The 22,599-nt window shown below is 65.6% G+C and carries 27 protein-coding genes; 11 read left to right on the top strand and 16 right to left on the bottom strand.

Going from position 1 to position 22,599, the window contains the following annotated elements; genetic code table 11:
• Window positions 1–2: 2 nt before the first annotated feature.
• Complete coding sequence (locus tag ACZ50J_RS12530; protein WP_464297482.1) at window positions 3–674, bottom strand: Dph6-related ATP pyrophosphatase; 672 nt, start codon at window positions 672–674, stop codon at window positions 3–5.
• Window positions 675–776: 102 nt separating this feature from the next.
• Between ACZ50J_RS12530 and ACZ50J_RS12525 the strand changes: the two genes are divergently transcribed.
• The gene (locus ACZ50J_RS12525) at window positions 777–1,904 is read left to right on the top strand and encodes a pyridoxal-phosphate-dependent aminotransferase family protein (protein WP_464297481.1); all 1,128 of its coding nucleotides are present in this window, start codon (window positions 777–779) and stop codon (window positions 1,902–1,904) included.
• On the opposite strand, the gene ACZ50J_RS12520 is transcribed toward ACZ50J_RS12525, so the two are convergent.
• The 3 genes from ACZ50J_RS12520 to ACZ50J_RS12510 all read right to left on the bottom strand — a co-directional run bounded on the left by ACZ50J_RS12520 (window position 1,901) and on the right by ACZ50J_RS12510 (window position 3,332).
• Window positions 1,901–2,527, bottom strand: coding sequence for a superoxide dismutase (locus tag ACZ50J_RS12520; protein ID WP_464297480.1), 627 nt, complete (start codon window positions 2,525–2,527; stop codon window positions 1,901–1,903). The two genes, ACZ50J_RS12525 and ACZ50J_RS12520, sit on opposite strands and share 4 nt — an antisense overlap.
• 98 nt (window positions 2,528–2,625) lie before the next feature.
• Window positions 2,626–2,985: a DUF1330 domain-containing protein gene (locus tag ACZ50J_RS12515; protein ID WP_464297479.1), complete on the bottom strand. Its 360-nt coding sequence runs from the start codon at window positions 2,983–2,985 to the stop codon at window positions 2,626–2,628.
• Entirely contained in the window at window positions 2,982–3,332 is a 351-nt protein-coding gene (locus ACZ50J_RS12510) for a nuclear transport factor 2 family protein (protein ID WP_464297478.1), read from the bottom strand. Before ACZ50J_RS12510 ends, ACZ50J_RS12515 begins: the two co-directional genes overlap by 4 nt.
• Window positions 3,333–3,451: 119 nt before the next feature.
• Between ACZ50J_RS12510 and ACZ50J_RS12505 the strand changes: the two genes are divergently transcribed.
• Window positions 3,452–4,225 (top strand): helix-turn-helix domain-containing protein, encoded by a 774-nt coding sequence (locus ACZ50J_RS12505; protein WP_464297477.1) that lies wholly within the window; start codon window positions 3,452–3,454, stop codon window positions 4,223–4,225.
• 8 nt (window positions 4,226–4,233) lie between these two features.
• On the opposite strand, the gene ACZ50J_RS12500 is transcribed toward ACZ50J_RS12505, so the two are convergent.
• Window positions 4,234–4,833, bottom strand: coding sequence for a peroxidase-related enzyme (locus tag ACZ50J_RS12500; protein ID WP_464297476.1), 600 nt, complete (start codon window positions 4,831–4,833; stop codon window positions 4,234–4,236).
• Window positions 4,834–4,850: 17 nt separating this feature from the next.
• The gene (locus ACZ50J_RS12495) at window positions 4,851–5,732 is read right to left on the bottom strand and encodes a crotonase/enoyl-CoA hydratase family protein (RefSeq protein WP_464297475.1); all 882 of its coding nucleotides are present in this window, start codon (window positions 5,730–5,732) and stop codon (window positions 4,851–4,853) included.
• Window positions 5,733–6,494: 762 nt separating this feature from the next.
• Here ACZ50J_RS12495 and ACZ50J_RS12490 point away from each other — a divergent pair.
• Complete coding sequence (locus tag ACZ50J_RS12490; protein WP_464297474.1) at window positions 6,495–7,556, top strand: lipase family protein; 1,062 nt, start codon at window positions 6,495–6,497, stop codon at window positions 7,554–7,556.
• A gap of 2 nt (window positions 7,557–7,558) precedes the next feature.
• Here ACZ50J_RS12490 and ACZ50J_RS12485 read toward each other — a convergent pair whose 3' ends face one another.
• From ACZ50J_RS12485 to ACZ50J_RS12460, 6 genes are all read right to left on the bottom strand, one after another.
• Window positions 7,559–9,025 (bottom strand): catalase, encoded by a 1,467-nt coding sequence (locus tag ACZ50J_RS12485; RefSeq protein ID WP_464297473.1) that lies wholly within the window; start codon window positions 9,023–9,025, stop codon window positions 7,559–7,561.
• A 45-nt stretch (window positions 9,026–9,070) separates the two neighbouring features.
• The gene (locus ACZ50J_RS12480; protein ID WP_464297472.1) at window positions 9,071–9,973 is read right to left on the bottom strand and encodes an SDR family oxidoreductase; all 903 of its coding nucleotides are present in this window, start codon (window positions 9,971–9,973) and stop codon (window positions 9,071–9,073) included.
• 131 nt (window positions 9,974–10,104) lie between these two features.
• The gene (locus ACZ50J_RS12475; protein WP_464297471.1) at window positions 10,105–10,305 is read right to left on the bottom strand and encodes a hypothetical protein; all 201 of its coding nucleotides are present in this window, start codon (window positions 10,303–10,305) and stop codon (window positions 10,105–10,107) included.
• Between the two features lie 54 nt (window positions 10,306–10,359).
• The gene (locus ACZ50J_RS12470; RefSeq protein WP_464297470.1) at window positions 10,360–10,509 is read right to left on the bottom strand and encodes a GPGG-motif small membrane protein; all 150 of its coding nucleotides are present in this window, start codon (window positions 10,507–10,509) and stop codon (window positions 10,360–10,362) included.
• A gap of 70 nt (window positions 10,510–10,579) precedes the next feature.
• Window positions 10,580–12,394, bottom strand: coding sequence for a thiamine pyrophosphate-requiring protein (locus tag ACZ50J_RS12465; RefSeq protein WP_464297469.1), 1,815 nt, complete (start codon window positions 12,392–12,394; stop codon window positions 10,580–10,582).
• 182 nt (window positions 12,395–12,576) lie between these two features.
• The gene (locus ACZ50J_RS12460; RefSeq protein ID WP_464297468.1) at window positions 12,577–12,927 is read right to left on the bottom strand and encodes a hypothetical protein; all 351 of its coding nucleotides are present in this window, start codon (window positions 12,925–12,927) and stop codon (window positions 12,577–12,579) included.
• Window positions 12,928–13,055: 128 nt separating this feature from the next.
• Here ACZ50J_RS12460 and ACZ50J_RS12455 point away from each other — a divergent pair, with 128 nt between their 5' ends.
• From ACZ50J_RS12455 to ACZ50J_RS12445, 3 genes are all read left to right on the top strand, one after another.
• Window positions 13,056–13,613, top strand: coding sequence for a type 1 glutamine amidotransferase domain-containing protein (locus ACZ50J_RS12455; protein WP_464297467.1), 558 nt, complete (start codon window positions 13,056–13,058; stop codon window positions 13,611–13,613).
• Between the two features lie 95 nt (window positions 13,614–13,708).
• A complete protein-coding gene (locus ACZ50J_RS12450; RefSeq protein ID WP_464297466.1) occupies window positions 13,709–13,888 on the top strand; it encodes a hypothetical protein in 180 nt (59 codons plus the stop codon).
• Between the two features lie 153 nt (window positions 13,889–14,041).
• A complete protein-coding gene (locus tag ACZ50J_RS12445) occupies window positions 14,042–14,758 on the top strand; it encodes an aromatic acid exporter family protein (protein WP_464297465.1) in 717 nt (238 codons plus the stop codon).
• Window positions 14,759–14,770: 12 nt separating this feature from the next.
• Here the strand turns inward: ACZ50J_RS12445 and ACZ50J_RS12440 are convergent, their stop codons facing one another.
• Window positions 14,771–15,040: a DUF7218 family protein gene (locus ACZ50J_RS12440; protein WP_464297464.1), complete on the bottom strand. Its 270-nt coding sequence runs from the start codon at window positions 15,038–15,040 to the stop codon at window positions 14,771–14,773.
• 257 nt (window positions 15,041–15,297) lie between these two features.
• Here ACZ50J_RS12440 and ACZ50J_RS12435 point away from each other — a divergent pair, with 257 nt between their 5' ends.
• The 4 genes from ACZ50J_RS12435 to ACZ50J_RS12420 all read left to right on the top strand — a co-directional run bounded on the left by ACZ50J_RS12435 (window position 15,298) and on the right by ACZ50J_RS12420 (window position 18,016).
• Window positions 15,298–16,122, top strand: a complete 825-nt coding sequence (locus ACZ50J_RS12435; RefSeq protein ID WP_464297463.1) for a sigma-70 family RNA polymerase sigma factor — start codon at window positions 15,298–15,300, stop codon at window positions 16,120–16,122.
• Between the two features lie 66 nt (window positions 16,123–16,188).
• Window positions 16,189–16,368 (top strand): hypothetical protein, encoded by a 180-nt coding sequence (locus ACZ50J_RS12430; RefSeq protein ID WP_464297462.1) that lies wholly within the window; start codon window positions 16,189–16,191, stop codon window positions 16,366–16,368.
• A 151-nt stretch (window positions 16,369–16,519) separates the two neighbouring features.
• The gene (locus ACZ50J_RS12425; protein ID WP_464297461.1) at window positions 16,520–17,269 is read left to right on the top strand and encodes a class I SAM-dependent methyltransferase; all 750 of its coding nucleotides are present in this window, start codon (window positions 16,520–16,522) and stop codon (window positions 17,267–17,269) included.
• Between the two features lie 33 nt (window positions 17,270–17,302).
• Complete coding sequence (locus ACZ50J_RS12420; RefSeq protein ID WP_464297460.1) at window positions 17,303–18,016, top strand: hypothetical protein; 714 nt, start codon at window positions 17,303–17,305, stop codon at window positions 18,014–18,016.
• Between the two features lie 81 nt (window positions 18,017–18,097).
• Here ACZ50J_RS12420 and ACZ50J_RS12415 read toward each other — a convergent pair whose 3' ends face one another.
• The 3 genes from ACZ50J_RS12415 to ACZ50J_RS12405 form a co-directional block, all read right to left on the bottom strand.
• A complete protein-coding gene (locus ACZ50J_RS12415) occupies window positions 18,098–18,778 on the bottom strand; it encodes a GAF and ANTAR domain-containing protein (RefSeq protein WP_464297459.1) in 681 nt (226 codons plus the stop codon).
• Window positions 18,779–19,659: 881 nt separating this feature from the next.
• On the bottom strand, window positions 19,660–20,976 hold the full coding sequence (locus ACZ50J_RS12410) for a lipase family protein (RefSeq protein ID WP_464297458.1): 1,317 nt from the start codon (window positions 20,974–20,976) through the stop codon (window positions 19,660–19,662).
• 119 nt (window positions 20,977–21,095) lie between these two features.
• A complete protein-coding gene (locus tag ACZ50J_RS12405) occupies window positions 21,096–22,037 on the bottom strand; it encodes a Dyp-type peroxidase (protein ID WP_464297457.1) in 942 nt (313 codons plus the stop codon).
• Window positions 22,038–22,155: 118 nt separating this feature from the next.
• Between ACZ50J_RS12405 and ACZ50J_RS12400 the strand changes: the two genes are divergently transcribed.
• Entirely contained in the window at window positions 22,156–22,518 is a 363-nt protein-coding gene (locus ACZ50J_RS12400; RefSeq protein WP_464297456.1) for a YciI family protein, read from the top strand.
• Window positions 22,519–22,599: the final 81 nt, after the last annotated feature.

Raw genomic sequence — 22,599 nt, 5'->3', positions numbered from 1 at the left:
GACTAGCGTTCGGGTTCGAAGACATCGGCGAACACGAAGCCGTCGCGCGTGACCACGGTGCCGACCTCGACATCTATCGGGCGGCTGAAGTCGGGCGCGTCCCAGACGAACGTGTGGAACTCGCCGTGCTCGCCGCACGGATCCACACCGGCAGGCAGGTCCCGCAGGAGCTCCTCGTCGAAGGAGCGTCCGACGAACGCGGGGTCGAGTTGAGCGGGGTCCACACAGGTCAGGACCGCCCGCAGGCCGCCTGCGATCATGTCGAGCGCCAGCGGTCCGGTCGGTCGGCCCCAGAGCGGGAAGAGCGGCTCGATCCCCGTGTCGGCCATGGCCTGCTCGCGGTAGGCACGGACGTCCGCCAGGAAGAGGTCGCCGAAGGCGACCGCCTCGATCCCGTCCGTCCGGGCGTTCTCCATCGCTGCCGACATCTTCGCCTGGTAGAGGTCGTTGGGGCAGTCCGGCGGGATCTCCACGACGTGGACCGGCAGTCCGAGCCGATCCGCCTGGGCATCGAGCAGGGATCGTCGTACCGCGTGCATCGCGATCCGATCGACCGCCGCGTTCACCGTGACGAGCAGGCCCACGATCTCGACGTCGCGTTCGCGTCGTACGGCCTGGAGCGCTGTTGCGCTGTCCTTGCCGCTGCTCCAGCTCATCCACGCACGCTTCGTCACGAGAGGAGAGCCTAGGGCCGTGAGCGCCATCGGGCCGCTGGCGGTTGCCCGTGACGTGGACCTACCTACCGAGGGCACGGGGTGGTGTGGCACGGTTCGATCGTGAACTTGCCACATGATGACATCGACCCGGACGGCCTGCTGGAGTACTCGGTCGTCTTCACCGACCGCTCGCTGAACCACATGTCGCAGCGCTTCGTGGGCGTCATGCAGAACATCATCGACGTCCTGCGCACGACCTACAGCGCGCATTCCGTCGCGATCGTCCCGGGCGGTGGCTCCTACGGCATGGAGGCGGTCGCCCGACAGCTGGCGACCGGCAAGCGCGCACTCGTCATACGCAACGGGGCGTTCTCATACCGCTGGTCGCAGATCTTCGACGCGGGCCACATCACCGACGACGTCACCGTCTGTCCGGCTCGGCCGGTGACGGACGCGCACCAGGCGGCGTGGCAGCCCGCACCGATCGACGAGGTCGTCGCCACGATCCGGGACAAGCGGCCCGAGCTCGTCTTCGCGCCGCACGTCGAGACCGCATCCGGCATCGTCCTGCCGGACGACTACGTGCGTGCAGTCTCCGCGGCCGTCCACGAGGTGGGCGGGCTCTTCGTGCTCGACTGCGTCGCCTCCGGCGCGCTCTGGGCGGACATGGGCGACCTGGGTGTCGACGTGCTCGTCACTGCTCCGCAGAAGGGCTGGAGCGGCACGCCGTGCGCGGGTTACGTGATGCTGAACGAAGCCGGTCGTGCGGCCGTCGAGGCGAGCACCTCGACCAGCTTCGCGATGGACCTGAAGAAGTGGCTCTTCATCACGGAGTCGTATGTCGAGGGGCAGACGCCGTACCACGCGACGATGCCGACGGACGGTTTGGCGCACAACGCGGCGCTGATGCTCGAGGCTCGCGAGATCGGCCTGGACGCACTGCGTGCCGCCCAGACCGACCTCGGTGCCAAGATCCGTGCGGTGCTTGCGGATGCCGGTTTCACATCCGTTGCGGCCGACGAATTCGCTTCTCCCAGTGTGGTTGTCGTCCACACCGACGATCCCGAACTGAAGAGCGGCGCGAAGTTCAAGCCGGCCGGTCTCCAGGTTGCGGCAGGCGTGCCACTGCAGTGCGGTGAGCCGGATGACTTCGGGACGTTCCGGATCGGCCTCTTCGGTCTCGACAAGCTCACCGACGTCGACGGCACGGTCGAGCGCTTCAGGACCGCTCTGGACAAGTTGGGCTAACCGGCCACGATCAAACCCGCGGTCTGCGTGCGCGCACGCGCGAAGCGGTCCGCGACATCCGCCCAGTTGGCGATGTTCCACCATGCGTCGACGTACTCGTTCTTGACGTTGCGGTACTGCAGGTAGAACGCGTGCTCCCACATGTCGAGCATCAGCAGGGGAGTGAGCCCGACGGGCAGGTTGCCCTGGTGGTCGTAGAGCTGGCAGATGATCAGGCGCGCGCCCAGGCTGTCCCAGGCCAGGATCGACCAGCCGGAGCCCTGTATGCCGAGCGCGTTCGCGGTGAAGTGTGCGCGGAAGGCGTCGAACGACCCGAAGAACTCGTCGATCGCCTGTCCCAGCTCGCCGTCCGGCTTGTCACCACCGTCGGGGCTCATGTTCGGCCAGAAGACCGAGTGGTTCACATGTCCCGCCAGGTTGAAGGCGAGGTTCTTCTCCAGCAGGTTCACCGGACCCAGCTTCTCGGTGTCGCGCGCTTCGGCCAGTTGGTCGATCGCGGTGTTCGCGCCCTTCACATAGGCGGCGTGGTGTTTGTCGTGGTGCAGCTCCATGATCGCGCCGGAGATGTGCGGTTCGAGCGCGGAGTAGTCGTAGGGCAGGTCGGGAAGGTCGTAGTCGGACACGGGTGTTGCACCTTTCGCGAGAACGAACGTAGCCATATGCGACTCTGTCGCATATGGCTACGGTATCCCGCGGTGCTCCGGTCCACGAGACGGGTGGTTCAGCCGGCCTTGAGCTGGTCCCGAAGCTTGGCCGTGGTGTGTGCACCGCGGTACCCGTCCGGCACGCCCTCGATGGTGATGAGGATGGAATCGGAGTGATCGGCTCGCAGTGGTGCGATCTCCTGGTACGGCTCGGACGCGAACCAATCGCGCGCGGCTGCCACCGACGGGAAGGCGATGATGACGACGTGCCCCGGCAGGGAGCCCTCGTGCGTCACGTGCGGTGTGCTGTGGACGAGCCACTGGCCGCCATACGGTTCGAAGGTCGCCTCGATGCGATCGATGTACTCGATGATCTCGGGTCCGGTGTCGACGTTCTCCAGGTAGGCCATCGCGTAGCCGGGAGGAGTGGCGCTCATGCCGGCACCTTGTCGAGGAAGCCGCGCACATCGACGATGCGGTCGGCCTCGTCGAGGACCACGACGTCGAAGCCGATGACGATCGGCTCCTCGCCGGCCGGCCCCAGACCCCACTGGAAGCGGACCTGCTGGTGGTGGGCGTCGACATCGCCGACCTGGGTGAACGTCATACCGGCGAACTGACCCTGCACGGCTCCGATCACCGCGTCCAGTTCGGCGGCGTTCGATGTTGCGGCGAGCGGGTCGGTGTACGTGACATCATCGGCGAAGTGCTTGCCCAGCAACGCTTTCCGCTCGTCACCCGTTGCGTTCCAGGTGGCCAGGTAGTCGGTGACGATGGTGTTCATTGCGATCTCTCCTCGCTTCGGCGTTTTGTGAACGACACGAGAATGCGACCTCGGAGTGCCAGTGGGCCATGACCTGTGAGGTCATGACCGGTCGTCCGAGCGCCTCTACGCTGGCGCACATGACTGCAACCGTTGAAGAGGCCGGCGCCGGAGAGTTGCTGCGCGAGTGGCGGGAGAGCCGATCGCTCAGCCAACAGGCCCTGTCCGACCTGTCGACCGTCTCGACGCGTCACCTCAGCAGGGTCGAGACGGGCCGGGCGCATCCCACTGCGCAGATGATCCTGCACTTGTCCGAACATCTGGACATCCCACTGCGCGAGCGGAATCAGATCCTCTTGGCCGGCGGATACGCGCCGCGGTACGCCGACAGCTCACTCGACGACGCGTCGCTGTCGAGTGTCATGAACGGCTTGCGTGACCTGCTCGACGCGCACCTGCCGTACCCGGCGCTGTTGCTCGACGACTACTGGGACGTCGTCGATGCGAACTCGGCTGTCGACGCGCTGATGGCCGGCTGTGCGGCCGAACTGCTCGAACCGCCGATCAATGTCATTCGGTTGTGTGTGCATCCGGAGGGCCTGGCTCCGCGGATCCGGAACCTACCGGTGTGGGCCGCGCATCTGCATCAGCAACTGCGCCACCGTGCCACGCAGACCCGCGACCCGCGACATGCTGAATTGGCGCGTGAAGTGGCGCAATTCGTCGATGTCGAGGGTCTGCCCGCCGCGGGCGGACCGGTCGTCGTGCTGGAGCTGGAGACTGATGCCGAGCCGTTGCGTTTCTTCAGCACCGCAGCCCGGCTGACGACGGCGACCGACGCAGCGCTCGAGGGTCTGCACCTGGAGACCTTCCTGCCAGCAGACGACCACACACGGTCTCTCTACCGGGACTGACGGGTCCGTCACGCGTCGCGGGGGACACGCCCCATCAGATGGAACTCCTTGTTCGGCATCAGGCCGCTCCAGTGCACCAGCCGATTGCTCATCGAGAAGAACGCGGTGATCGCGCCGACGTCGTAAACGTCGTCGTCTGAAAGTCCTTGGGAACGCAGCAGATCGAGATCCGCATCGACGATCTCGGATGGCCGGGATGCAAGTTTCACCGCGACAGAGATGATCGTGTGCTGTCGTTCGTCGAGATCCGCCTTGCGCCAGTCGGTCGCCAGCTGGTCGGAGATGTAGGGGTTCTTGGACCGGATCCGGGCGATCGCGCCGTGCGCGACGACGCAGTAGAGACAGTCGTTCTCGGCGCTGGTCGCGACGACGATCATCTCTCGATCCGCCTTGGACAACCCGGGCGTCTCCCGGTCCATCAGCGAGTCGTGGAAGTCGAAGAAGGCGCGCATCTCGTCGGGCCGCCGGGCGATGCCGACGAAGACGTTCGGGATGAAACCGGACTTCTCGCCGACCGCGATGATGCGCTCCCGCAGGTCGTCCGGCAACTCCTCGATGTCGACGACGGGGAAACGCTTCATGATCGAGGGATCGATGCGGCCGGCCATGTGAGTCTCCTTGTCGTTCATTGCGTTTCGTCGATCCACTCGGCATAGAAGTCGGGCATAGCAGAGGCTCGGCCGGTGAACTCCGGCGGGCGCTTCTCCAGGAACGCCGCAACGCCTTCCTTGCCGTCGCCGACGCTGGTCCAGAACATCGCCAGCGAGTCGATCCGATGTGCGTCGGCCGGGTGGTCGTATGCCGGGTTCCGACGCAGCATGTGGCGGGCGAGCGCGACGGCAACGGGAGAACGGCCCTTCGTCCACCGGTCGGCGAGCTCACGCGCTGCGGGCAGAAGCTCGTCCGGCTCGTATGACGCTGTCGCCAAACCAGATTCGACCGTCGCGGCCGCGTCGAGGATCTCGGCGGACAGCACGAGGTCCAGTGCGCGTGGCATTCCGACGATGCGGGGGAGGAACCACGACGACGCTGCTTCCGGCACGATGCCGAGTCGACCGAAGACGAGGCCGAACCGGGCTTTCGTGGAGACCAGTCGGGCGTCCATCGCCAGCGTCATCGTCGCGCCGATCCCGACAGCGGGACCGTTGATGGCCGCGATGACCGGCTTCGTGCAGTCGTGGATCGCCAGTGCGACCCGGCCACCGGTGTCGCGGATCCGTGCCAGCGCCGGATCCGACAGGTCCTGCATATCGGCGAGTGTGGGCTCGCGGCTCTCGTCCAACCCGAAGACATTGCCTTCCGGGGAGAGCGCCATACCGGCGCAGAAGGCGCGGCCGGCGCCGGTCACGATGACCGCACGGACCGTGTCGTCGGCGTTCACCGCACGGAACATCGACTCGAGCTCGTCGGCCATGGTCACCGTGAAAGCGTTCAGCTGCTCCGGCCGCCGGAGAGTGATCGTGAGTATGCCGTCCTCGATCTGCCGCTCCAGGGTCTCGAAACTCATCGGGTTCCTTCCGCGGGTGAAGATCTCGTCGTTCCGACCCTAACCCGACGGTCACGCGGCGCGGCGGGCCCGATCCAACGAAGTGTCGTCCACCGTGCGGTCACCCACGGGAGCATCGACCTGAGGCGAGTGTGGCTGGTTGGCCGGCAGCCCACCGGCGGCATTGAGGCCGCACGTGTGGTGCTCCGGGTCCCGCGCTATCTCATGGCAGCGTTGGCAGTTGTGTGTGATGTCGTCCATGACTCTCCCTCTCCGGCGAACGTCGCCGCACGGCCGAATGTCGCGCAATGCGATACGAGTTCGACTTCGTGCTGATATCGGCGTTCTTGTCCTGGTGCGACGTCCGCCGACCACCGCGGCGTTCCTCGCGGGCGCAACCTGACACCGGCTGTCGAGACCGCAAGACCTACCTACCTGCGAGTAACTAAGCTTCCGGGGTCGGGTCGCGCAGGCGGGAGCCCGGCCGAAGGCGAACGCATCTTGAGAGGAGAGTGCAGCGTGGCGAACGTTGCCGAATGGTCCGGGTGGCCAGAACCGGTGCCGCACACCGATGAGCTGCACGTCGGTCCGTTGCGCCCCGCGGTGGACCCGTTCTGCGTGCCGCCGCCCGGATGGGAGGCTGCAGCACCAGGCACACCGTTGCGCAGTCGGGATGTGACAGTCGCGTTCTTGGGGCGGATTCCGTTGCAAGCCAGAGCCGTTCAACTGCTCTACCGAACCGCTGACATGCACTGAGCGCCCGCCACCACGTGCACCACGGTTTTGGTTGCGTCTGATGCGAAGCCCGGCCGGGAACGGCCGATCCTGTCGTTCCAGTGCGCCATCGACTCGCTGGCGCCGGAAGCGTTCCCGTCATACACCTTTCGGCATCGTGCCCCGATGACAGGCGAGGTGGTGCAGCTCGAGCTCCTGCTGATCGCGAATGCCCTCGCGCAAGGATGGGTCGTGTCGGTGCCCGATCACGAGGGAGCAGAAGGCAATTGGGGCGCACCGCGAGAGGCCGGCCACTGCGCGTTGGAAGGTGTTCGGGCAACGATCCGGCACGGTGGTTTCGACGTCAGCGAACGATCGAGGGTGTCGTTCTGGGGCTATTCGGGTGGCGGCTGGGCGACGTCCTGGGCGGCAGAGTTGGCCGCCGACTACGCGCCCGAATTGCATGCCGTGGGAGCCGTGCTGGGTTCGCCGGTCTCCGATCCTGAGCTCGTCTTCCGCCGTGCCAACGGGCACTTCTTCTCCGGGCTCGCGGGCTTGGCCATCGCCGGCCTCATTCGCAGCTATCCCGCGATGCGGGAGTTGGTGGACCAACACACCGACGTGGCCGGACGAGCGTTGCTCGAGAGGGCTGTCGACTGGCCGACCCGGCAGGCGATCACACGGCTGGCGTTCAGGGACTTCGGCAAGCATCTGGACGTCTCGATCGAGACGTTCTTGGCGTCGCCCGTCATGCGCGAGGTGTTCGAGGACATCCGGCCCGGCCGCGGCGCACCCGCGATGCCGTTGTTGATCACCCAGGCGGTGCATGACCAGATCGTGCCGATCTCGGGAACCGATCGCATGGTCGAGCACCTCGCTGCGCGCGGCACCCGGGTGACCTATGTCCGAGATCGGCTGAGCGAGCACTTCCTGCTGCACATCGTGTCGGCTCCGTTGGTGCTGCAGTGGCTCACGGACCGTCTCGCCGGCGTGCCGGAGTCGGGCTCCTCGACCACTACGGTGCGCACCGTGCTGACGCCGATGCGCAGGTTGCGCAACGGAGTTCGGATGTTGCGGGTATGTGGCCGGGTGCTGCGGGGCGCGCCGCTCATGGGCGCGACCCGCAGCTGACCTCAGTGTGCTGAGGGCTTCTCGCGGACACCCGACTCGACACGATCGCCGAGATCGTTGTCGACGTTGCGCCAGTACTCGAACGCGCGGGCCAGCACCTGGTCACTGACACCCGCCGAGAGATGCCCGACGATGTTGTCGACCAGCCGGTCCCGTGCGGCGTCGTCCAGCACTTCGCGGACCATCGTGCCGGCCTGGCCGAAATCGTCGTCGTCCGCACGGAGGGTGTACGCCGAGCGCACCATCTCGCCGTCGGCGTGCCACCGGCCGCCGTCGTCCGTCAGCGACGGATCCGCTGTCGGCCCGCCATACGAGTTGGGCGCGTAGACCGGGTCGGTGACGTTCTGGTGTCGTCCGACACCGTCCTTGGAGTAGCTGTGCACCTCCACACGCGGCTGGTTGACGGGGATCTGCCGATAGTTCGGTCCCAGTCGAGCGCGGTGCGCGTCGGAGTAGCTGAACCCGCGCGCCAGCAGCATCTTGTCCGGGGACAGACCGGTGCCGGGTACCAGGTTGTTGGGTTCGAAGGCGGCCTGTTCGATCTCGGTGTGATAGTCGGTGACGTTGCGGTTCAACGTCATTCGACCGACCTCCTGCAGCGGGTAATCGGCGTGCGGCCAGACCTTGGTCAGGTCGAATGGGTTGAATCGGTAGGTCTTCGCCTCCTCGAACGGCATGATCTGCATCTTCAACGTCCAGCTCGGGAAGTCGCCGTCCTCGATGTGCTCGAACAGGTCCTGCTGGTGGTAGTCACCGTTCTCGCCGGCCAACCGGTCCGCGTCCGCCTGGGTCAGGAACTCGACGCCCTGGTCGGTCTTGAAGTGGTATTTCACCCAGAATCGCTCGCCCTCGGCATTGATCCACATGTAGGTGTGGCTGGAGTAGCCGTTCATGTGCCGCCACGTCTTCGGTATGCCGCGGTCGCCCATCAGCCAGGTGACCTGATGTGCCGACTCGGGGGAGAGGGTCCAGAAGTCCCACTGCATGTCGTGGTCGCGCAGGTTGTTCGCCGAGCGCCGCTTCTGCGAGCGGATGAAGTGCTGGAATTTCATCGGGTCACGCATGAAGAAGACGGGAGTGTTGTTCCCGACCATGTCGAAGTTGCCCTCGGAGGTATAGAACCGCAGCGCGAAGCCTCGCGGGTCACGCCAGGTATCGGGACTGCCGCGTTCACCGGCGACCGTCGAGAATCGAGCGACCATCTCGGTCTTGGCCCCCGGTTGGAAGACGGCCGCGCGCGTGTAGGCACTGACGTCGTGGGTGACCTCGAAGGTGCCGAACGCTCCGCCGCCCTTGGCGTGTGGTTGCCGCTCCGGGATGCGCTCCCGGTTGAACATAGCCATCTGCTCGATCAGATAGTGGTCGTTGAGCACCAGGGGACCGTCCGGTCCGATGGACAGTGCCTTCTCGTCACTGGCGACCGGAATGCCTGCATCGGTCGTGGTGTGCGGGCGGTGCTGTTCGGTCATCGTCTACTCCTCGTGGTGTCTACCGCACCTTTGGTTGCTGGCTGGTCAGAAGACTGGTTTGCCGCCGGTCACGCCGACGACGGTGCCGGACACATAGCCCGCCTCGCGGGGTGACGCGAGGAAGACATAGGCTCCCGCACATTCGGCCGGTTGGCCGGCACGTCCGAGCGGGGTGTCGGTGCCGAAGTTCTCGATCTTCTCCGGCAGTTGTGTCGCCGGTTGCAGCGGTGTCCAGATCGGTCCGGGTGCGACCGCATTTACTCGAATGCCGCGCGTGCCGAGTTCAGCGGCGAGGTTGACCGTGAGGTTGTTGATCGCGGCCTTGGTCGCGGCGTAGTCCAACAACGAGGTCGATGGTTGGTATGCCTGAATCGAGGTCGTGTTGATGATGCTGCTTCCGGACTGCAGGTGCGGCAATGCAGCTTGGATCAACCAGAACAGTGCATAGAGGTTGGTCTTCAGCACGCGATCGATACGCTCGGGGCTCATGTCGGCGATGCCGTCGTCGCGGGCCATCTGCACACCGGCCACGTTCACCAGCACATCCAAGCCGCCCAGCTCGTCGACGGCCCGGGCCACCACGGCCTCGCAGGTTGCCCGCTCGGTCAGATCGCCCGGGCACAGCACCGCGCGGCGGCCGGCCTGTGTGACCCACCGCGCGCTCTCCTGCGCGTCGACTTCCTCATCGGGCAGGTAGGACAGCGCCACGTCCGCGCCTTCGCGTGCGAAGGCGATCGCCGTGGCGCGGCCGATGCCCGAGTCGCCACCGGTGATCACGCAACGCAGTCCGCTGAGCCGGCCGTGACCGACGTACGTCTCCTCACCATGGTCGGGCCGGGGGTCCATCGGCTCGGTGCTGCCCGGTAGCTCTTGCTGCTGGGCCGGGAAACCACCGTTCGGACGACTCGGTTTCTGGGACGCAACCGCGTCCGGTGTTCGGCTACTCATGGAGGTGCCGTACCCGGAAACGCCACTTCGAACCTGCGCCGGGTCCGCCAACCGGGCTGTCGCCGAAGAGGTGGATCAGGACGTGTCCGAGTTGTCGGTCGTCGATCGGACCGGTACCTATGATGTGCCGCTCATGTCGTGGTGTCCGGGTCGCCATGCACATCGCGTTCAGTGCCGTCATCCGAGGACGAGTCGTCGCCGTGCGGGGGTCCGCTGATGCCACCGCTTGCGACATCGTCCTCTGTTCCGCCGCTTTCACCCTCGGTGTGCGACGCCGGTCCGCCGTCCTTCTGGTCCACCTTCGCGCGGTGGGTCCCATTCGAGACGCCCATCGAATCACTCCTTCGTTGCGTTTCGTTCACGTCCTCGGCACACTCGCCGGACTCTCAGCGGCGCTTGATCACGCTCCAACCGCCGGGTCCTACCGCCAGGCCGACAACGATCAGCACGATGCCGAGAAGCACGCTGCCGTTGATCAGGGTCACAATTCCGGCAATCACCAGGATGACTGCCGCGATCCACAAAAGGAATGTCATGACGGCATGACTACCCACCGTCCTGCAGCGGAAACGTCTGACGGTGGTGATCGGCGTATTTCCAGCAGGGTCAATGGCTCTCGCGGCCGAGCGCGCTCTTGACACCCGCCTTGAGTTCGGCACCGACAGCCTTCACCGAGTCACGGATGACCGACGCCTCCGCCGGATCGCCCTTACGCATGGCGGCCAGGAAGCCCTTCGCCTCCGTGAGGGATACGTGTGCCGGCAGGGGCGGAACGTTGGGGTCGGTGTGCACGTCCAGCAGGACCGGGCGATCCGCCGCGAACGCCGCGTCCCACGCATCGGCAACGTCCTCCGGTCGCTCGACCCTGATTCCCTTCATTCCGAGCAGTTCGGCATACCCCGCGTAATCCATGCGCTCGACCAGCTGGGAGGTGTCATAGCGCGGATCACCTGCTTCTCGCATCTCCCACGAAACCTGGTTGAGATCACCGTTGTTCAGCACCAGCACGATGAACGTCGGGTTGTCCCACGCCTTCCAGTGTCGTTTGACGGTGATCAGCTCGTTCATGCCGAGCATCTGGAACGCGCCATCGCCGATCGTGCAGACGACCGGCCGGTCCGGGTGTGCGAACTTGGCGGCAACGGCATACGGCATTGCCGCGATCATCGAAGCGAGCATCCCGGAAAGGTTGCCGCCGGCGTCGCGACCGAGCCTGATGTGGTGGCCGTACCAATCCGCTGTCGAACCGGCATCCGCGGTGACGATCACATTGCCCGGCAGCCGTTTGTTGAGCTCGTGATAGACGAGGCGCGGATTGACCGGGTCGGCCCTGGTCGCAGCCTCCTCGGACAGGACGTGGTCCCATTCCTGCATACCTTCGACGACGTTCTCCTGCCAGGACCGGTCTTGCTGGCGCTGCAGCAGCGGGAGCAGGGCAGTCAGCGTCGCCTTCGCGTCGCCGGCCAGGTTGACCTCCATCGGATAGCGCAGGCTCAGGTGCCCGGCCGTCAGGTCGATCTGCACTCCGCGCGCCTGGCCGGTCGCGGGCAGGAACTCGGCATACGGATAGTTGCTACCGATCATCAGCAGGGTGTCGCAGTCCTGCATCATGTCGTAACTCGGCTTCGAGCCGAGCAAGCCGAGTTGCTGTGTGTGGTACGGCAGATCGCCTGGCACGACGTCCTTTCCGAGCAATGCCGTGATGACACCGGCACCCAAGCACTCCGCGACCGCGATCACTTCGTCGGTCGCGCCTCGCGCGCCCTGACCGACGATCATGGCCACCTTGCCTCCGGCATTGAGCACGTCCGCGGCTCGTTGCAGCTCGTCCTGCGGCGGAGAGAGCACGGTGGACGCGTAGCCGACGCCGGTACGGGCGACCCAGTGCTCCAGGGCCGGCTCCTCCATCGGCAGGTTCTGCACGTCGGCCGGCAGGATCACCACAGTGGGGCACCGCTGTGCGGCGGCGATGCGCACCGCCCTGTCGACCACGAGCTGCGCCTGCATCGGAGTCACCACTGTCTGCGCGTATCCGGCGACGTCCTGGAAGACGCGCTCCAAATCCACTTGTTGCTGCGTGTCGCTGCCGAAGGCTGCCCGGCCCTGCTGACCTACGATCGCCACCACCGGCTGGTTGTCCATCTTGGCGTCGTAAAGCCCGTTCAGCAGGTGCACTGCACCTGGCCCGGAGGTTGCGATGCAGACACCCACGCCACCGGTGAATTTCGCATGGGCGACCGCCATGAATGCAGCGATCTCCTCGTGGGTCGGGCGGATGTAGCTGAACGACTTGCCGTCCCGTTCACCTCGCCCCAGTGCGCCGTCGAAACCGCCGATCCCGTCACCCGGGAAACCGTAGAACTGGTGCAGGTCCCACTCGATGAGTCGGTCGATCACGAAGTCGCTGACTGTATCGCTCATATGAATCTCCCTGTCTATCAGTGCGATACGGGGTCTCGGTGGCGCGTCGGTCCGACGATCAGCGGCGGGCCGGAGTGACCGAACCCTGTGTGGGACAAACGGATCCGTCGGCGAGTAAGAGCTCGGGCTTTGCACAGGCCCGCTGGTTCGCGGGCACTGCTGACGTCCGCCGTGGCGGTCGATCAATTTCCGTTCGGGTCACCGAACCCAGGTGGTGGTTCGAGTGCATCGGCATCCGACGGAGCTCCCGCCAGCAGGTGCTCTTCACTGATGATCGTGACCAGGCCGCCACAGTTGCGAAAGATTTCTCGCCACCTGTCCACCACTACCTCCGGCAGGCTGACCCCGAAGTGTTGATTGACGCATCTGATCAGCACCGCCATCTCGTCCGCATCTGCATCGCGCCGCTGCGCAACGGACCACAGTGCCTTCGCGTAGGCCGTGGCGTGAGCCCCCAGCTTGTCGACGAGATCACTGGCGAGGGATATCTGTGCCGCGGGAAGTCGGATCTTTCCCATGGGATCTTCAGGCATGCCATTGCCCTACCCAGATCGCGCTCGGGTGAACCGTCGGCACCTGGGTGAACCCGAGCCGGCTGGTCGGTGACCGTATCTCCGGTGCGAGCGGGTGTGAGCGAGCCGACTACGGGTAAGGACCGGCAATGACTGATGAACTGCAAGGTCGGAAGATCGCGTTCCTCGTCGCCTCTGGTGTCGAACAGATCGAATTGACCGGGCCGTGGGACGCGGTCCGGAACGCGGGCGGGACGCCGGTGCTGGTGAGTCCGGAGGACGGCCACGTCCAAGCCTTCAACGGCGACGTGGAGAAGGGAGACACGTTCCCTGTCGGGGTCGAGCTCCGTGCCGCCGAATCGGCGGACTATGCCGGACTGGTGCTTCCCGGAGGTACGACGAACCCGGACAAGCTGCGCACTATCCGCGACGCCGTCGATTTCGCCGCGTCGTTCCGCAGGCATGAAAAGCCAGTGGCTGCGATCTGTCACGGACCGTGGACCTTGGTGGAGGCCGATGTGGTGCGCGGGAAGCAACTCACCAGCTGGCCGAGCCTGCAGACAGACATTCGAAACGCAGGCGGGGAGTGGCAGGACAGCGAGGTCGTCGTCTGCCGGCGGGATGGCTGGACGCTGGTCACCAGCCGCAACCCGGGCGATCTCCCGGCGTTCATCCGTGAGTTGACCGCGGCATTCGCGGTGGTCTGAGTCGGCATTACGCGGTGGAGATCCCGCAACTTCTCGAAGTGCGTGGCGCACGAACTGCTCGACGGCCCACGCCAGAGGGCGGGTAGCTGACGGGTATGTCGGACCGGATCAACGAACGCGCCTCCGGCGTGGCGCGTGCAGGACGACGCGCCCACCACCGGCTGGTGGGACTCACCCTGAAGACCGCGCTGGCGGCCGGTGTCGCGTGGCAACTCGGAGTGATACTGCCGTCATACCTGCCCGCCTACTCCTTCTACGCGCCCTGGGCGCGCTGACGGTGATGTACTCATCGCTCTGGGACTCGGCGGTGGAGGGCCTGCGGGCCTTCACCGCGGTGACCACCGGTGTTGCGGTTTCCGTGCTATTGCACATGATCGAAGGCCCGAACGCGTTCACGGTCGCGATAGCTCTCGGTGTAGGTGTCGTGGGTGGGCAACCTGCGCCGGCTCGGCGATCAGGGCACTTGGGCCCCAATTGCAGCACTCTTCGTCTTCACCGCCGGCCGAGCGAACACGCTTCAGTACGTCGTCGGCTATCTGTCGCAGCTCGCGTTGGGTGCCATGGTCGGCCTCATCGTGAACAGTGTCGTCTTCCCCCCGCTGGCGCTGCACGAGGTCGAACGATCGACGCGAGCCGTCCGACGCGACATCATCGGAGTGCTCGACACCGTGGTGGAGCTGTTACAGGCAGACGAGGGCTCGACCGACGAACGCGCCGCCGAGGTGAGAACAGCCCTCGGCACCCTGCCGGATACCCGACAGAGGCTTGGACGGGCGACAGCCCAGGCGCAGCGGGCACAGCACGGGAATGCACGGAGGAAGCGGTGGCAGGGATCACACGCGGATGTTCTGGCGCTCGCCGCTGCCAGCGAGAGCGCGGTGAGCGTGGTGGAAGATCTCGCTCGGGAGATGCTCGAGGATCGCGCCCCCTTACGGCGTCCGGAGACTTCAGCGGTCGCGTCCGCAGCCCGATCGTTGCGGGACGTGCTTGCGCAGTCGCGGGAGGGTGTCCCGGACCAGGACCTGGTGCGGAGGACCGAAGACCTGCTCGACGATGCCGCGATCGAGGGTGCGCCGTTCGTTGTGCAGCGAGCAGTGGCGGGCCTGCGGCGATGCATGCGGATTGCGACGGGCTGGACCGAGTGAGGACACGGACTGCTAGTGGTTCCGGAGTGCCTTGACGAGCTCGTCCTTGCTCATGGACGAACGGCCGTCGATGCCCAGCTCCGCGGCGCGCTTCTGGAGATCCTTCTTGGTCCATTCCTCGTACGACGGATGCTTGCCTCCCGTCCGTCCCACCTTGGTCCGCGATGAATTGGCAGCCGCGTTGGCTATTCGTGCCGACTTCTCCTTGCTGTTGCCTTCGTCGCGCAGCTCTTCATAGAGCTCATCGTCCTTGACGGACGGTCCGGGCTTCTTGCCAGGCATGGGCGTCGCCTCCTCCTGTTTGTTCGGGCTCTGCGCTTCGCCCATACCCGGTCATTCGGAACTCACACGCCCGTCGTCAGCCGGACATGTCATCCGAGAGCCCGCGAGTGGACATCGAGATGAGACAGAGCAACTCAGCACAGCACTTCGACGCAGCTTCAACAGCGCCGGATATTCGAGCTGCTCGCGCCGCTTGCCGTCCGCGGCCGAGGGTGCCAAGGTGGGAGGAACGTGCCGGCTCAAGAAGTGTGGTCGGCGTGGTCTCTCGTTGGAAGAGAAGAACCATGCCGCACTCAGCAAGTGCCACTGAATCATCTCGGGATCAGGCTCAGCGGGCCGATGATCTGCTCCGCCGGGCGCGTCACGCGAGCCGTGGAGCGGCGGCACGCCTTCGACAAGAAGTGGTGTTCGACCACCTCGCCCTGGCGACGTCCATCGCGCGTCGTTATGACCACCGTGGTCTGGAGCGGCAGGACCTGGAACAGGTCGCGCTGCTGGGCCTCGTCCAGGCAGCGCATCGTTACCTTCCCGACCACGGCTCGGGCTTTGTGGCGTTCGCCGTGCCTACCATCACCGGCGAACTGAAGCGACACTTCCGTGATCACGGCTGGGCCGTGCGTCCACCGCGGCAGCTGCAGGAGCAGAGCCTTGCGGTCCGATCTCGCTTCGAGAGACTGGCGCAGGACTTCGGCCGCGAACCTACCTGTGAGGAGGTCGCCGACTCCTTGGGCGTCACTGCGCATGAAGTCAAACGTGCCCAAGCCGTCGACGGACAGTACGTCGCCCGATCCGTGGATGCGCCGGTGGATCGCGACAGCGGCATGTCATTGGGGGAGACCTTGGGTGCGCCGGCCGTCGACCTGGACCGCGTGGAAGCTTTTGCAACACTCCGGCCACTGCTCAGCAGGCTCGAGGCACGTGAGCGACTCATCGTGCGACTGCGGTTCGTGGAGAACCTGACCCAGCGACAGATCGGGGAGCGGATCGGCGTCAGCCAGATGCAGGTCTCGCGGCTGCTCTCCGACATCCTGCGCCGCTTGCGACAAGCGATGCCGGTGGACGAATTCAGTGCGGCGTCATGACGACGACCAGAGGCCTTCGTCCGGCCGCCGTCGTTCAACGAGCCGGGCACCACTCGGAGGTGTCCGATGCCTGAGAGTCTTCGTTCGCTGATCGCACGGCTCGCGGCCCTCGAGGAGGCGGCGCGAACCGTGCCCGCCGTGGCACCTGGCGATCCGACCGCCGCGGTCAATCCTGATCTACAACGCGTCATCGACGAGGAGCGCCTGATCGTGGAGCAGATCCGGCAGTTGCGCGCGCCGCTGTGACCGCCGGCGATCTGGGACGACGCTGACGTCCGGCCTTTGCCACACCGCGACGTGTGAACGAATCGCAGCCGGGTATCACAAGGTCCGAGAAGACGTTTCGAGCTTTGTCCTGCCGCTTGCGGTACGGGTCGGCGTTGAGAGGAGGACCGCGATGGGACCAATCGACGCGACCACGCCGATGCGCTCAGACGACTTCGACCGCGCGCGCCAGGAGACAATCCGCTACCACGAGGAGTTCTACGCGACTTCCTCGGTGGGACAGGCCGGGACCTGGTTGGCTCAGCCCCACCCGATGCTGTTCGATGCCCTGCGACGACTGCCGCAAGGCAGTGCCATCACCGCGTACGACCTCGGGGCCGGGATCGGTCGCCATACGCTCCCGATGCTGCGCCGACTTCCGACCGGGTCCGATGTGTATGCCGTTGATCTTCTGCAGTCGGCACTCGATCGGATCAGTAAGGCTTCCACGTCCGGGAACGGCTGTGTCCTGCACACGGTGCAGGCCGACCTCGCCGAGTTCGCTTTTCCCGCCCCGGCTGATCTCGTCATCGTCTTCTCCGCAATCGAGCATCTGCCCGGCAAGGAACCGATTCGAGTTCTGCTCAAACGGATTCGGGAGGCGATCAAGCCCGGAGCAGTTGTGGCCGTTGGGATCGTTGCGGACCGATTCGAGGTCGGCAGCGACGGCAGACGGCGTCCTGCACTGCTCGAGAGCGGTCTGTCGGTTGTCGAAACGCATGAACTGCTCGCCGAAGTCTTCAGAGGCTTGGAAATCGACTATCTGCGAACCGACCGGTCCCAGGTCGAGGAGCGGCGAGATGGCGAGCGTTACACGCTCCATTCGAAGCTCGTGACGTTCCTCGCACGACAACCCATCCAGGTCGATCCGCGCGGTACCTGATGCTGACGCCGCAGACGAGGCAGGAGCAGGCGGATGCCCGACTCCTTGGATGAAGAGTCACAGCGCCGGCGCATCGCCGAAGGCGAGCATCGGCTCCCCCCTGCCATTGCTGTCCTGGGTGCGGCGGCGGTGTATGCGCTGTTGCCCGGGTCGCTGCAGGTCGGCTCGCGCTTCGTTGTCCCGGGGATCGAAACCCTGCTGTTGGCAGCTCTCGTCGCGACCAATCCGCTGCGTATGACTCGGGAGACCCGATGGTCCCGGAAGGTCTCGGTCGCGTTGGCGACTGTCGTCATCGTGACGAATCTTGCCGCGTTGTGTGTACTGGTTCACCAACTCGCGTCGGCCTCGCCCCAGGGCGGACCGCTTCTGGTAGCGGCAATGCAGGTGTGGCTGACGAATGTGATCGGGTTCGCGCTGCTGTTCTGGGAACTGGACCGCGGCGGACCGGTCGCCCGGCGGAAGCTTCCCCGGCAGGACTTTCCTCCGGCAGATTGGCGATTCTCCCAGGACGAGAATGACGACGCAGTGAGCGAGGTATCGGTCACGGCGAGCCGCGCATCCGGGTGGGTGCCGGTCTTCGTCGACTATTTGTACCTGTCGCTCACCAACTCGAGCGCGTTCAGCCCGACGGACACGATGCCGCTGTCCAGCAGGGCCAAGATGCTGATGGGCGTGGAGGCCACCGCCGCGCTGCTGACCTCACTCCTCGTCATCGCGCGCGCTGTGGGAGCGCTGGGCAGCGGGTGAGATCGGGGCCTTGGCAGGACGCGGTGCCGAGCATTCCGACCAGGACCGCTGGTATCGAGGCGGCGCGGTCTGTCGACGGCGTCAGTGCCGGGGCAACTGCCGGGTGGCGACCAGTTGCTCGGCGACCTTGCGCAGCTTGAGGTTGTGGTCCTGGGAGTACCTGCGGAGCACCTCGAAGGCTTGTTCGGCCGACAGGTTGTGGCGCTCCATCAGGATGCCTTGCGCCTGTCCGATGACCTTTCGGGCGTCGAGTGCGGTGTTGAGCTGGGCATTCTGCATCGATGCTGCCAATGCCACCGCGGCGTGCACGGCAAAGATACTGATGTAGGCGAGGTCATCGCTGGTGAAGCGGGCCGGTTCGGTCCAATAGAGGTTGAGTGCGCCGAGGCGCTTGCTCGTGTCTGCAGCGCTCAACTCAGCGGCCAGGACGCTGGCGATGCCCAAGTGATGTGCCTGTGGTGCCCACTGCGGCCAGCGTGGATCGGCGGCGAGATCTTGACTGGCCAATGCGTTGTCGCCGTTCCAGGAAGCGTCACGACACGGTCCTTCGTCGAGGTCGTACTGAAGCAGGTCAGCCTTGACGACGAGCCCGTCGGAGGGAGCGATGGTTTCGAGGCGTCCTCCACCTCGGATCAACGTGATGCCGCCGTGGTCGGCACCGAGGGCGGCACGAGCGTGCTCGACAACCTGTTCAGCTGTGTGCTGAGTGGTATCAGCGCGGTCCAACCGTTGAGCAAGGTCGGCGAACTCCCCAGGATCCATACGTCCCATCATGACCCTCTTCTCGCAAGTGATGTGACCGAAGTCTTCTCGCAAGTGATGTGACCGAAGTCGACAAGCACGAGCCACGTGTGAACCGGTGCAGTGCAGGGTAGCCCCGGCGTAGGCGACGTGATGGCCCGGGACGACACCGTCGCCGAGAGCCGGCCAGTCGAGCCACGTGCTGGCCGGCTCGCTCGGCGCACAGGAGCGCGAGGCCGTCAACCCGCGGATAGGCCGTCAGGCTGCAGGGGACAGTTGTTTGGGCCGTCCGCGTGCGGGTATAGACCGAGTAACGCATCCGGACAGACACGGCGCGTTGAGGCGCCCGGGGTCCTGGCCGGGCGCCGCCCCTAGAAACCAATCGGTGGTTCCTGTCGGACGAGGCGCGCTGCCGAGCGAGAGGTCGTCAGATGGCGAAGTTCGCGTACGAAGTGGTCGGACCGGCAGCTCCGCACGGGTGGCAAACCGGTGGGCTCGAGGTGCCGATGTCAGAAGCCGCAGCTGCCTGGCAGGAAGTGGCGCGAATCGCGGCGAGGAGTGACCCGAGATTCGCCGAGGCACTTAGCAACCGAACGTCAGCCGGAACCGTGGATCATGACGGAACCCGGTACACCGTGATGCGCATCGCCTGACGCGTTTCGGACCACAACGCGAACCATCCGCAGCTGCGGAAAATATCCACGCTTCCCATCGCACTACGGTTGTGGTTAACCTGTACGTGACCTGAGGATCAAGACTGTCTCCTCGGTCCGGTCAGCCCCTCACGGCGAGGCATGCTGCCGATATCGCCCGAGACACGTGGAAACGGGCATGCACCACGGACGCGGGTGCATGCCCGGATCACACCGAGTGACTCGATGCCACACTGATGAAACGAACGCTCAGCTGACCGTCGCCGGGGTGAGCGGATTGCCGGCCGGAATGTGCCCGCAATCGGACGGTGCAGTCTTCCCCGCGAAGCGGTCGTTGAGGTACCCGAGCGCGGTGGGTGCCCAGAGCGGAACCGTCGGCACATGGCTGGTCAGGTTGTACTGCGTGTACTTCACCGCGGGCGCGCCGGTCGAGCAGTACTGCCGCGCGAGAGTGCGCACGTCGCCGGCGATCATCACGCCGTCGCCCGCGCCGATCCCGGGCTTGTTGCCAGTGGTGCCCTCGAGAATTCCGTTGGCCCCCTGTCCGATGAATCCCGGAATCGTCGGCGTCGGCTGCGAGCCGAGGTTCAGCTTGTTCACGGTGTCGACGAACACCGGGATCGAGGTCGGGTCGGCATACTGCGGCTTCACCAGCTTCTGCCAGTTCAGGCCGGGGTACTGGAAGAGCACGTTGTTGATCGAGGCGTTCTGCATCTTCGCCGCGACCTGCTTGCCGTAGTCGCTCAGGTAGGGGCTCATGTCGAGACCGTAGGCGCGAGCCGCACCCACGACCGCCATCGGGGCGATGCCGGCCCAGCCGATGCTGCCGGCGACATACGACAGGTTGTGGAGCGGATCGACGAGCAGGCCGCCCTCGGCATACCCGACCAGGCGCTTGTTGACGTCCGGTGCGTACTTCGGTGCGAGCGAGGCCGCCCAGTTCGTCGCGATCGCGCCGCCGGAGTAGCCGAGGAGCCCCACTTTTGTCGACGTGCTCATCCCGGTGTCCGACGACGCCGATGCGGCGCGGATCGAATCCAGTGTGTTGGTGGCGTATTCGGGCCCCGCAACGAAGTCTGCCTGCTGACCCTCGGTGTCGGGGACCACGACCGTGTAACCCTGGGCGAGCAACGGTGCGACGAAGATCCCCTCGACGTTCATCTCGATGCCGCCGAAGGTCAGGTCGCCGGCGATCGTGCGGGAGGGACTGTCAGCGGGATTCAGCGAGTCGTAGAACGACTGGTAGGACACGGCCTTCCCGTTGCCGCTGCCGAGCGGCGTGAGCACCGACGTCACGTTGGCCGCGGGGCGGCCCTGCGCATCGGTGCTGCGGTAGAGCAACTGCACTGCCTTGACCGGAGTCGGTATCCCGAGGACGTGGTAGTTGAGGGTGCGTGTCTTGAGCACGGCTCCGGGAGCGTATGACGCCAACGGCTTGCTGCCGGTGTAGGTGTAGAAGGGATCGGTCGTGCCCGCGTTCGCATGGGTTGCGGTGACGATCGAGCCGGACACGGCGGCCGCCGTGACGAGGGTTGCGGCGGCGATACGAGCAGCTGAACGAACCATGTGGTGTGCCTCCAAGGCGAGTGGATGTGATCTGGCTCACGGCTCCTACAGCTGTAGGTTACTTGAACGTAACCAGGCGGAGGCGGTTCAGTGCGAACGTCTCGGCCGTCATCACGGGCTCAGTCGTCAAGGCTCGCGAGGAACTGCCGGGACGGCACGAAGAACGTCGTACCGGTGACAGCGGTGGAGAAGTCCAGGATCCGATCGTGCAGGGGAGGCGGGGCGCCGACGAACATGCGCTCCAGCATCTTCTCGATGACCCACAGGTGGCGCGAGTAGCCGATGAAGTACGTGCCGTAGACGCCGCTGCCCGGACTCGCGAACGGCATGTTGTCGCGCAGGATGTCGTGCTCGCCGTCCTCGTCGGTGATCGTGCACAGCGTCTTGTGTGCCTTCTGCGCGTCGTCGGCGGCATCGGGGAGCTCGACGTTGTCGAACTTCGTCCGGCCGATGACGGTCTGCTGGGTCTCGGTCGACTGGCTGCGCCATACCTCGAGGTCGTGCAGATACTTCTGGGTGACCACGTAACTGCCGCCGGCGTATGCCGGATCCTCGTCGCCGACGAGTGTCGCGCCCACCGCGTCCGGTCCGCTGGGATTTGCTGTGCCGTCGACGAATTCGAGCAGATCGCGGCCGTCGAAGTATCGGAACCCTGCGACGTCGTCGACGGCGGTGACAGCGCCCGCGAACGCCTCCAGCAGCAACTTCTCGAACTCGACGATGAGGTCCATGCTGTCCGCCCGCAGGTGGAACAGCAGATCCCCGGGCGTCGCAACAGCGGTGTGCTCGGCTCCTTTGATCTCGGCGAACGGTCGTAGTTCCTTGGGTGCGGGCTTGCCGGTGAGGCGGGCCCAGACACGATGCCCGATGCCGACATTGCAGCTGAACAGATCCGCGGCGGACCGGACCCGCACGTTCTTGACCAGATCGTCGATGCCGGCGACAACGGACCGTGCGATCCCCATCGCCGTGTCGTCGTCGTGGATCGTCAGGACCAGGAACGCGGCGGCTCTGGTCAGTGGTGTGGTGACGTCCTGCGGCTGCGGTTGATCCTGGTCCATGCGCACGAGCGTAGGCGGCTACCCACCCGATGCGAAGGTTCTGTCGGATTCGACCATCTTCGTTCGTTGGATGGGTGAAGGTGGTTGTTCGGCTGCCTCGTCACACGAAGGAGTTGCCATGGCGGAGTACCTGATTTCGTTCAACGGCGGGTGGGTGCCCGAGTTCACCGATGAGGAGATGGCGCAGAAGTCGGCTGCCGTCAAGGCGCTGCGGGCGGAGATGCAGGCGGCGGGTGTCTACGTCTTCCTCGGCGGCGTGGACGACTCGGCACCGGTGTTCAGCGTCGACGCCGAGGACGGCACTCCGCTCTTCACCGATGGGCCGTATGCCGAGACCAAGGAACATCTCGGGGGATTCGTCATCGTCGATGTGCCGGATGAGGCCGCGGCGCGAGTGTGGGCCGGCAAAGCGGCCGTCGCCTGTGGCTGGCCGCAGGAGGTGCGGCGCTTCCAGGCGCCGTCCGGGCCGTCGGGCGGGTAGGCGTCGGTCCCGTCGTGCCGGAATCTCGTGACAGGGACCAGCCGCGCAGCTCACCGTCGGCGGGCCGCGGAGGGTCTAATG

The organism is Flexivirga sp. G2 (assembly GCF_055397625.1).
Note: the sequence above shows the minus strand (reverse complement) of the source record. Positions and strands in the feature narration are given on the sequence as shown.

Bases quoted from the DNA above. Each gene is read 5' to 3' on its own strand.
- ACZ50J_RS12515 (WP_464297479.1), bottom strand. From the start codon at position 2,985: ATGAGCGCCACTCCTCCCGGCTACGCGATGGCCTACCTGGAGAACGTC.
- ACZ50J_RS12510 (WP_464297478.1), bottom strand. From the start codon at position 3,332: ATGAACACCATCGTCACCGACTACCTGGCCACCTGGAACGCAACGGGT.
- ACZ50J_RS12505 (WP_464297477.1), top strand. From the start codon at position 3,452: ATGACTGCAACCGTTGAAGAGGCCGGCGCCGGAGAGTTGCTGCGCGAG.
- ACZ50J_RS12500 (WP_464297476.1), bottom strand. From the start codon at position 4,833: ATGGCCGGCCGCATCGATCCCTCGATCATGAAGCGTTTCCCCGTCGTC.
- ACZ50J_RS12495 (WP_464297475.1), bottom strand. From the start codon at position 5,732: ATGAGTTTCGAGACCCTGGAGCGGCAGATCGAGGACGGCATACTCACG.
- ACZ50J_RS12485 (WP_464297473.1), bottom strand. From the start codon at position 9,025: ATGACCGAACAGCACCGCCCGCACACCACGACCGATGCAGGCATTCCG.
- ACZ50J_RS12480 (WP_464297472.1), bottom strand. From the start codon at position 9,973: ATGAGTAGCCGAACACCGGACGCGGTTGCGTCCCAGAAACCGAGTCGT.
- ACZ50J_RS12475 (WP_464297471.1), bottom strand. From the start codon at position 10,305: ATGGGCGTCTCGAATGGGACCCACCGCGCGAAGGTGGACCAGAAGGAC.
- ACZ50J_RS12470 (WP_464297470.1), bottom strand. From the start codon at position 10,509: ATGACATTCCTTTTGTGGATCGCGGCAGTCATCCTGGTGATTGCCGGA.
- ACZ50J_RS12465 (WP_464297469.1), bottom strand. From the start codon at position 12,394: ATGAGCGATACAGTCAGCGACTTCGTGATCGACCGACTCATCGAGTGG.
- ACZ50J_RS12460 (WP_464297468.1), bottom strand. From the start codon at position 12,927: ATGCCTGAAGATCCCATGGGAAAGATCCGACTTCCCGCGGCACAGATA.
- ACZ50J_RS12455 (WP_464297467.1), top strand. From the start codon at position 13,056: ATGACTGATGAACTGCAAGGTCGGAAGATCGCGTTCCTCGTCGCCTCT.
- ACZ50J_RS12450 (WP_464297466.1), top strand. From the start codon at position 13,709: ATGTCGGACCGGATCAACGAACGCGCCTCCGGCGTGGCGCGTGCAGGA.
- ACZ50J_RS12440 (WP_464297464.1), bottom strand. From the start codon at position 15,040: ATGCCTGGCAAGAAGCCCGGACCGTCCGTCAAGGACGATGAGCTCTAT.
- ACZ50J_RS12430 (WP_464297462.1), top strand. From the start codon at position 16,189: ATGCCTGAGAGTCTTCGTTCGCTGATCGCACGGCTCGCGGCCCTCGAG.
- ACZ50J_RS12425 (WP_464297461.1), top strand. From the start codon at position 16,520: ATGGGACCAATCGACGCGACCACGCCGATGCGCTCAGACGACTTCGAC.
- ACZ50J_RS12420 (WP_464297460.1), top strand. From the start codon at position 17,303: ATGCCCGACTCCTTGGATGAAGAGTCACAGCGCCGGCGCATCGCCGAA.
- ACZ50J_RS12415 (WP_464297459.1), bottom strand. From the start codon at position 18,778: ATGGATCCTGGGGAGTTCGCCGACCTTGCTCAACGGTTGGACCGCGCT.
- ACZ50J_RS12410 (WP_464297458.1), bottom strand. From the start codon at position 20,976: ATGGTTCGTTCAGCTGCTCGTATCGCCGCCGCAACCCTCGTCACGGCG.
- ACZ50J_RS12405 (WP_464297457.1), bottom strand. From the start codon at position 22,037: ATGGACCAGGATCAACCGCAGCCGCAGGACGTCACCACACCACTGACC.
- ACZ50J_RS12400 (WP_464297456.1), top strand. From the start codon at position 22,156: ATGGCGGAGTACCTGATTTCGTTCAACGGCGGGTGGGTGCCCGAGTTC.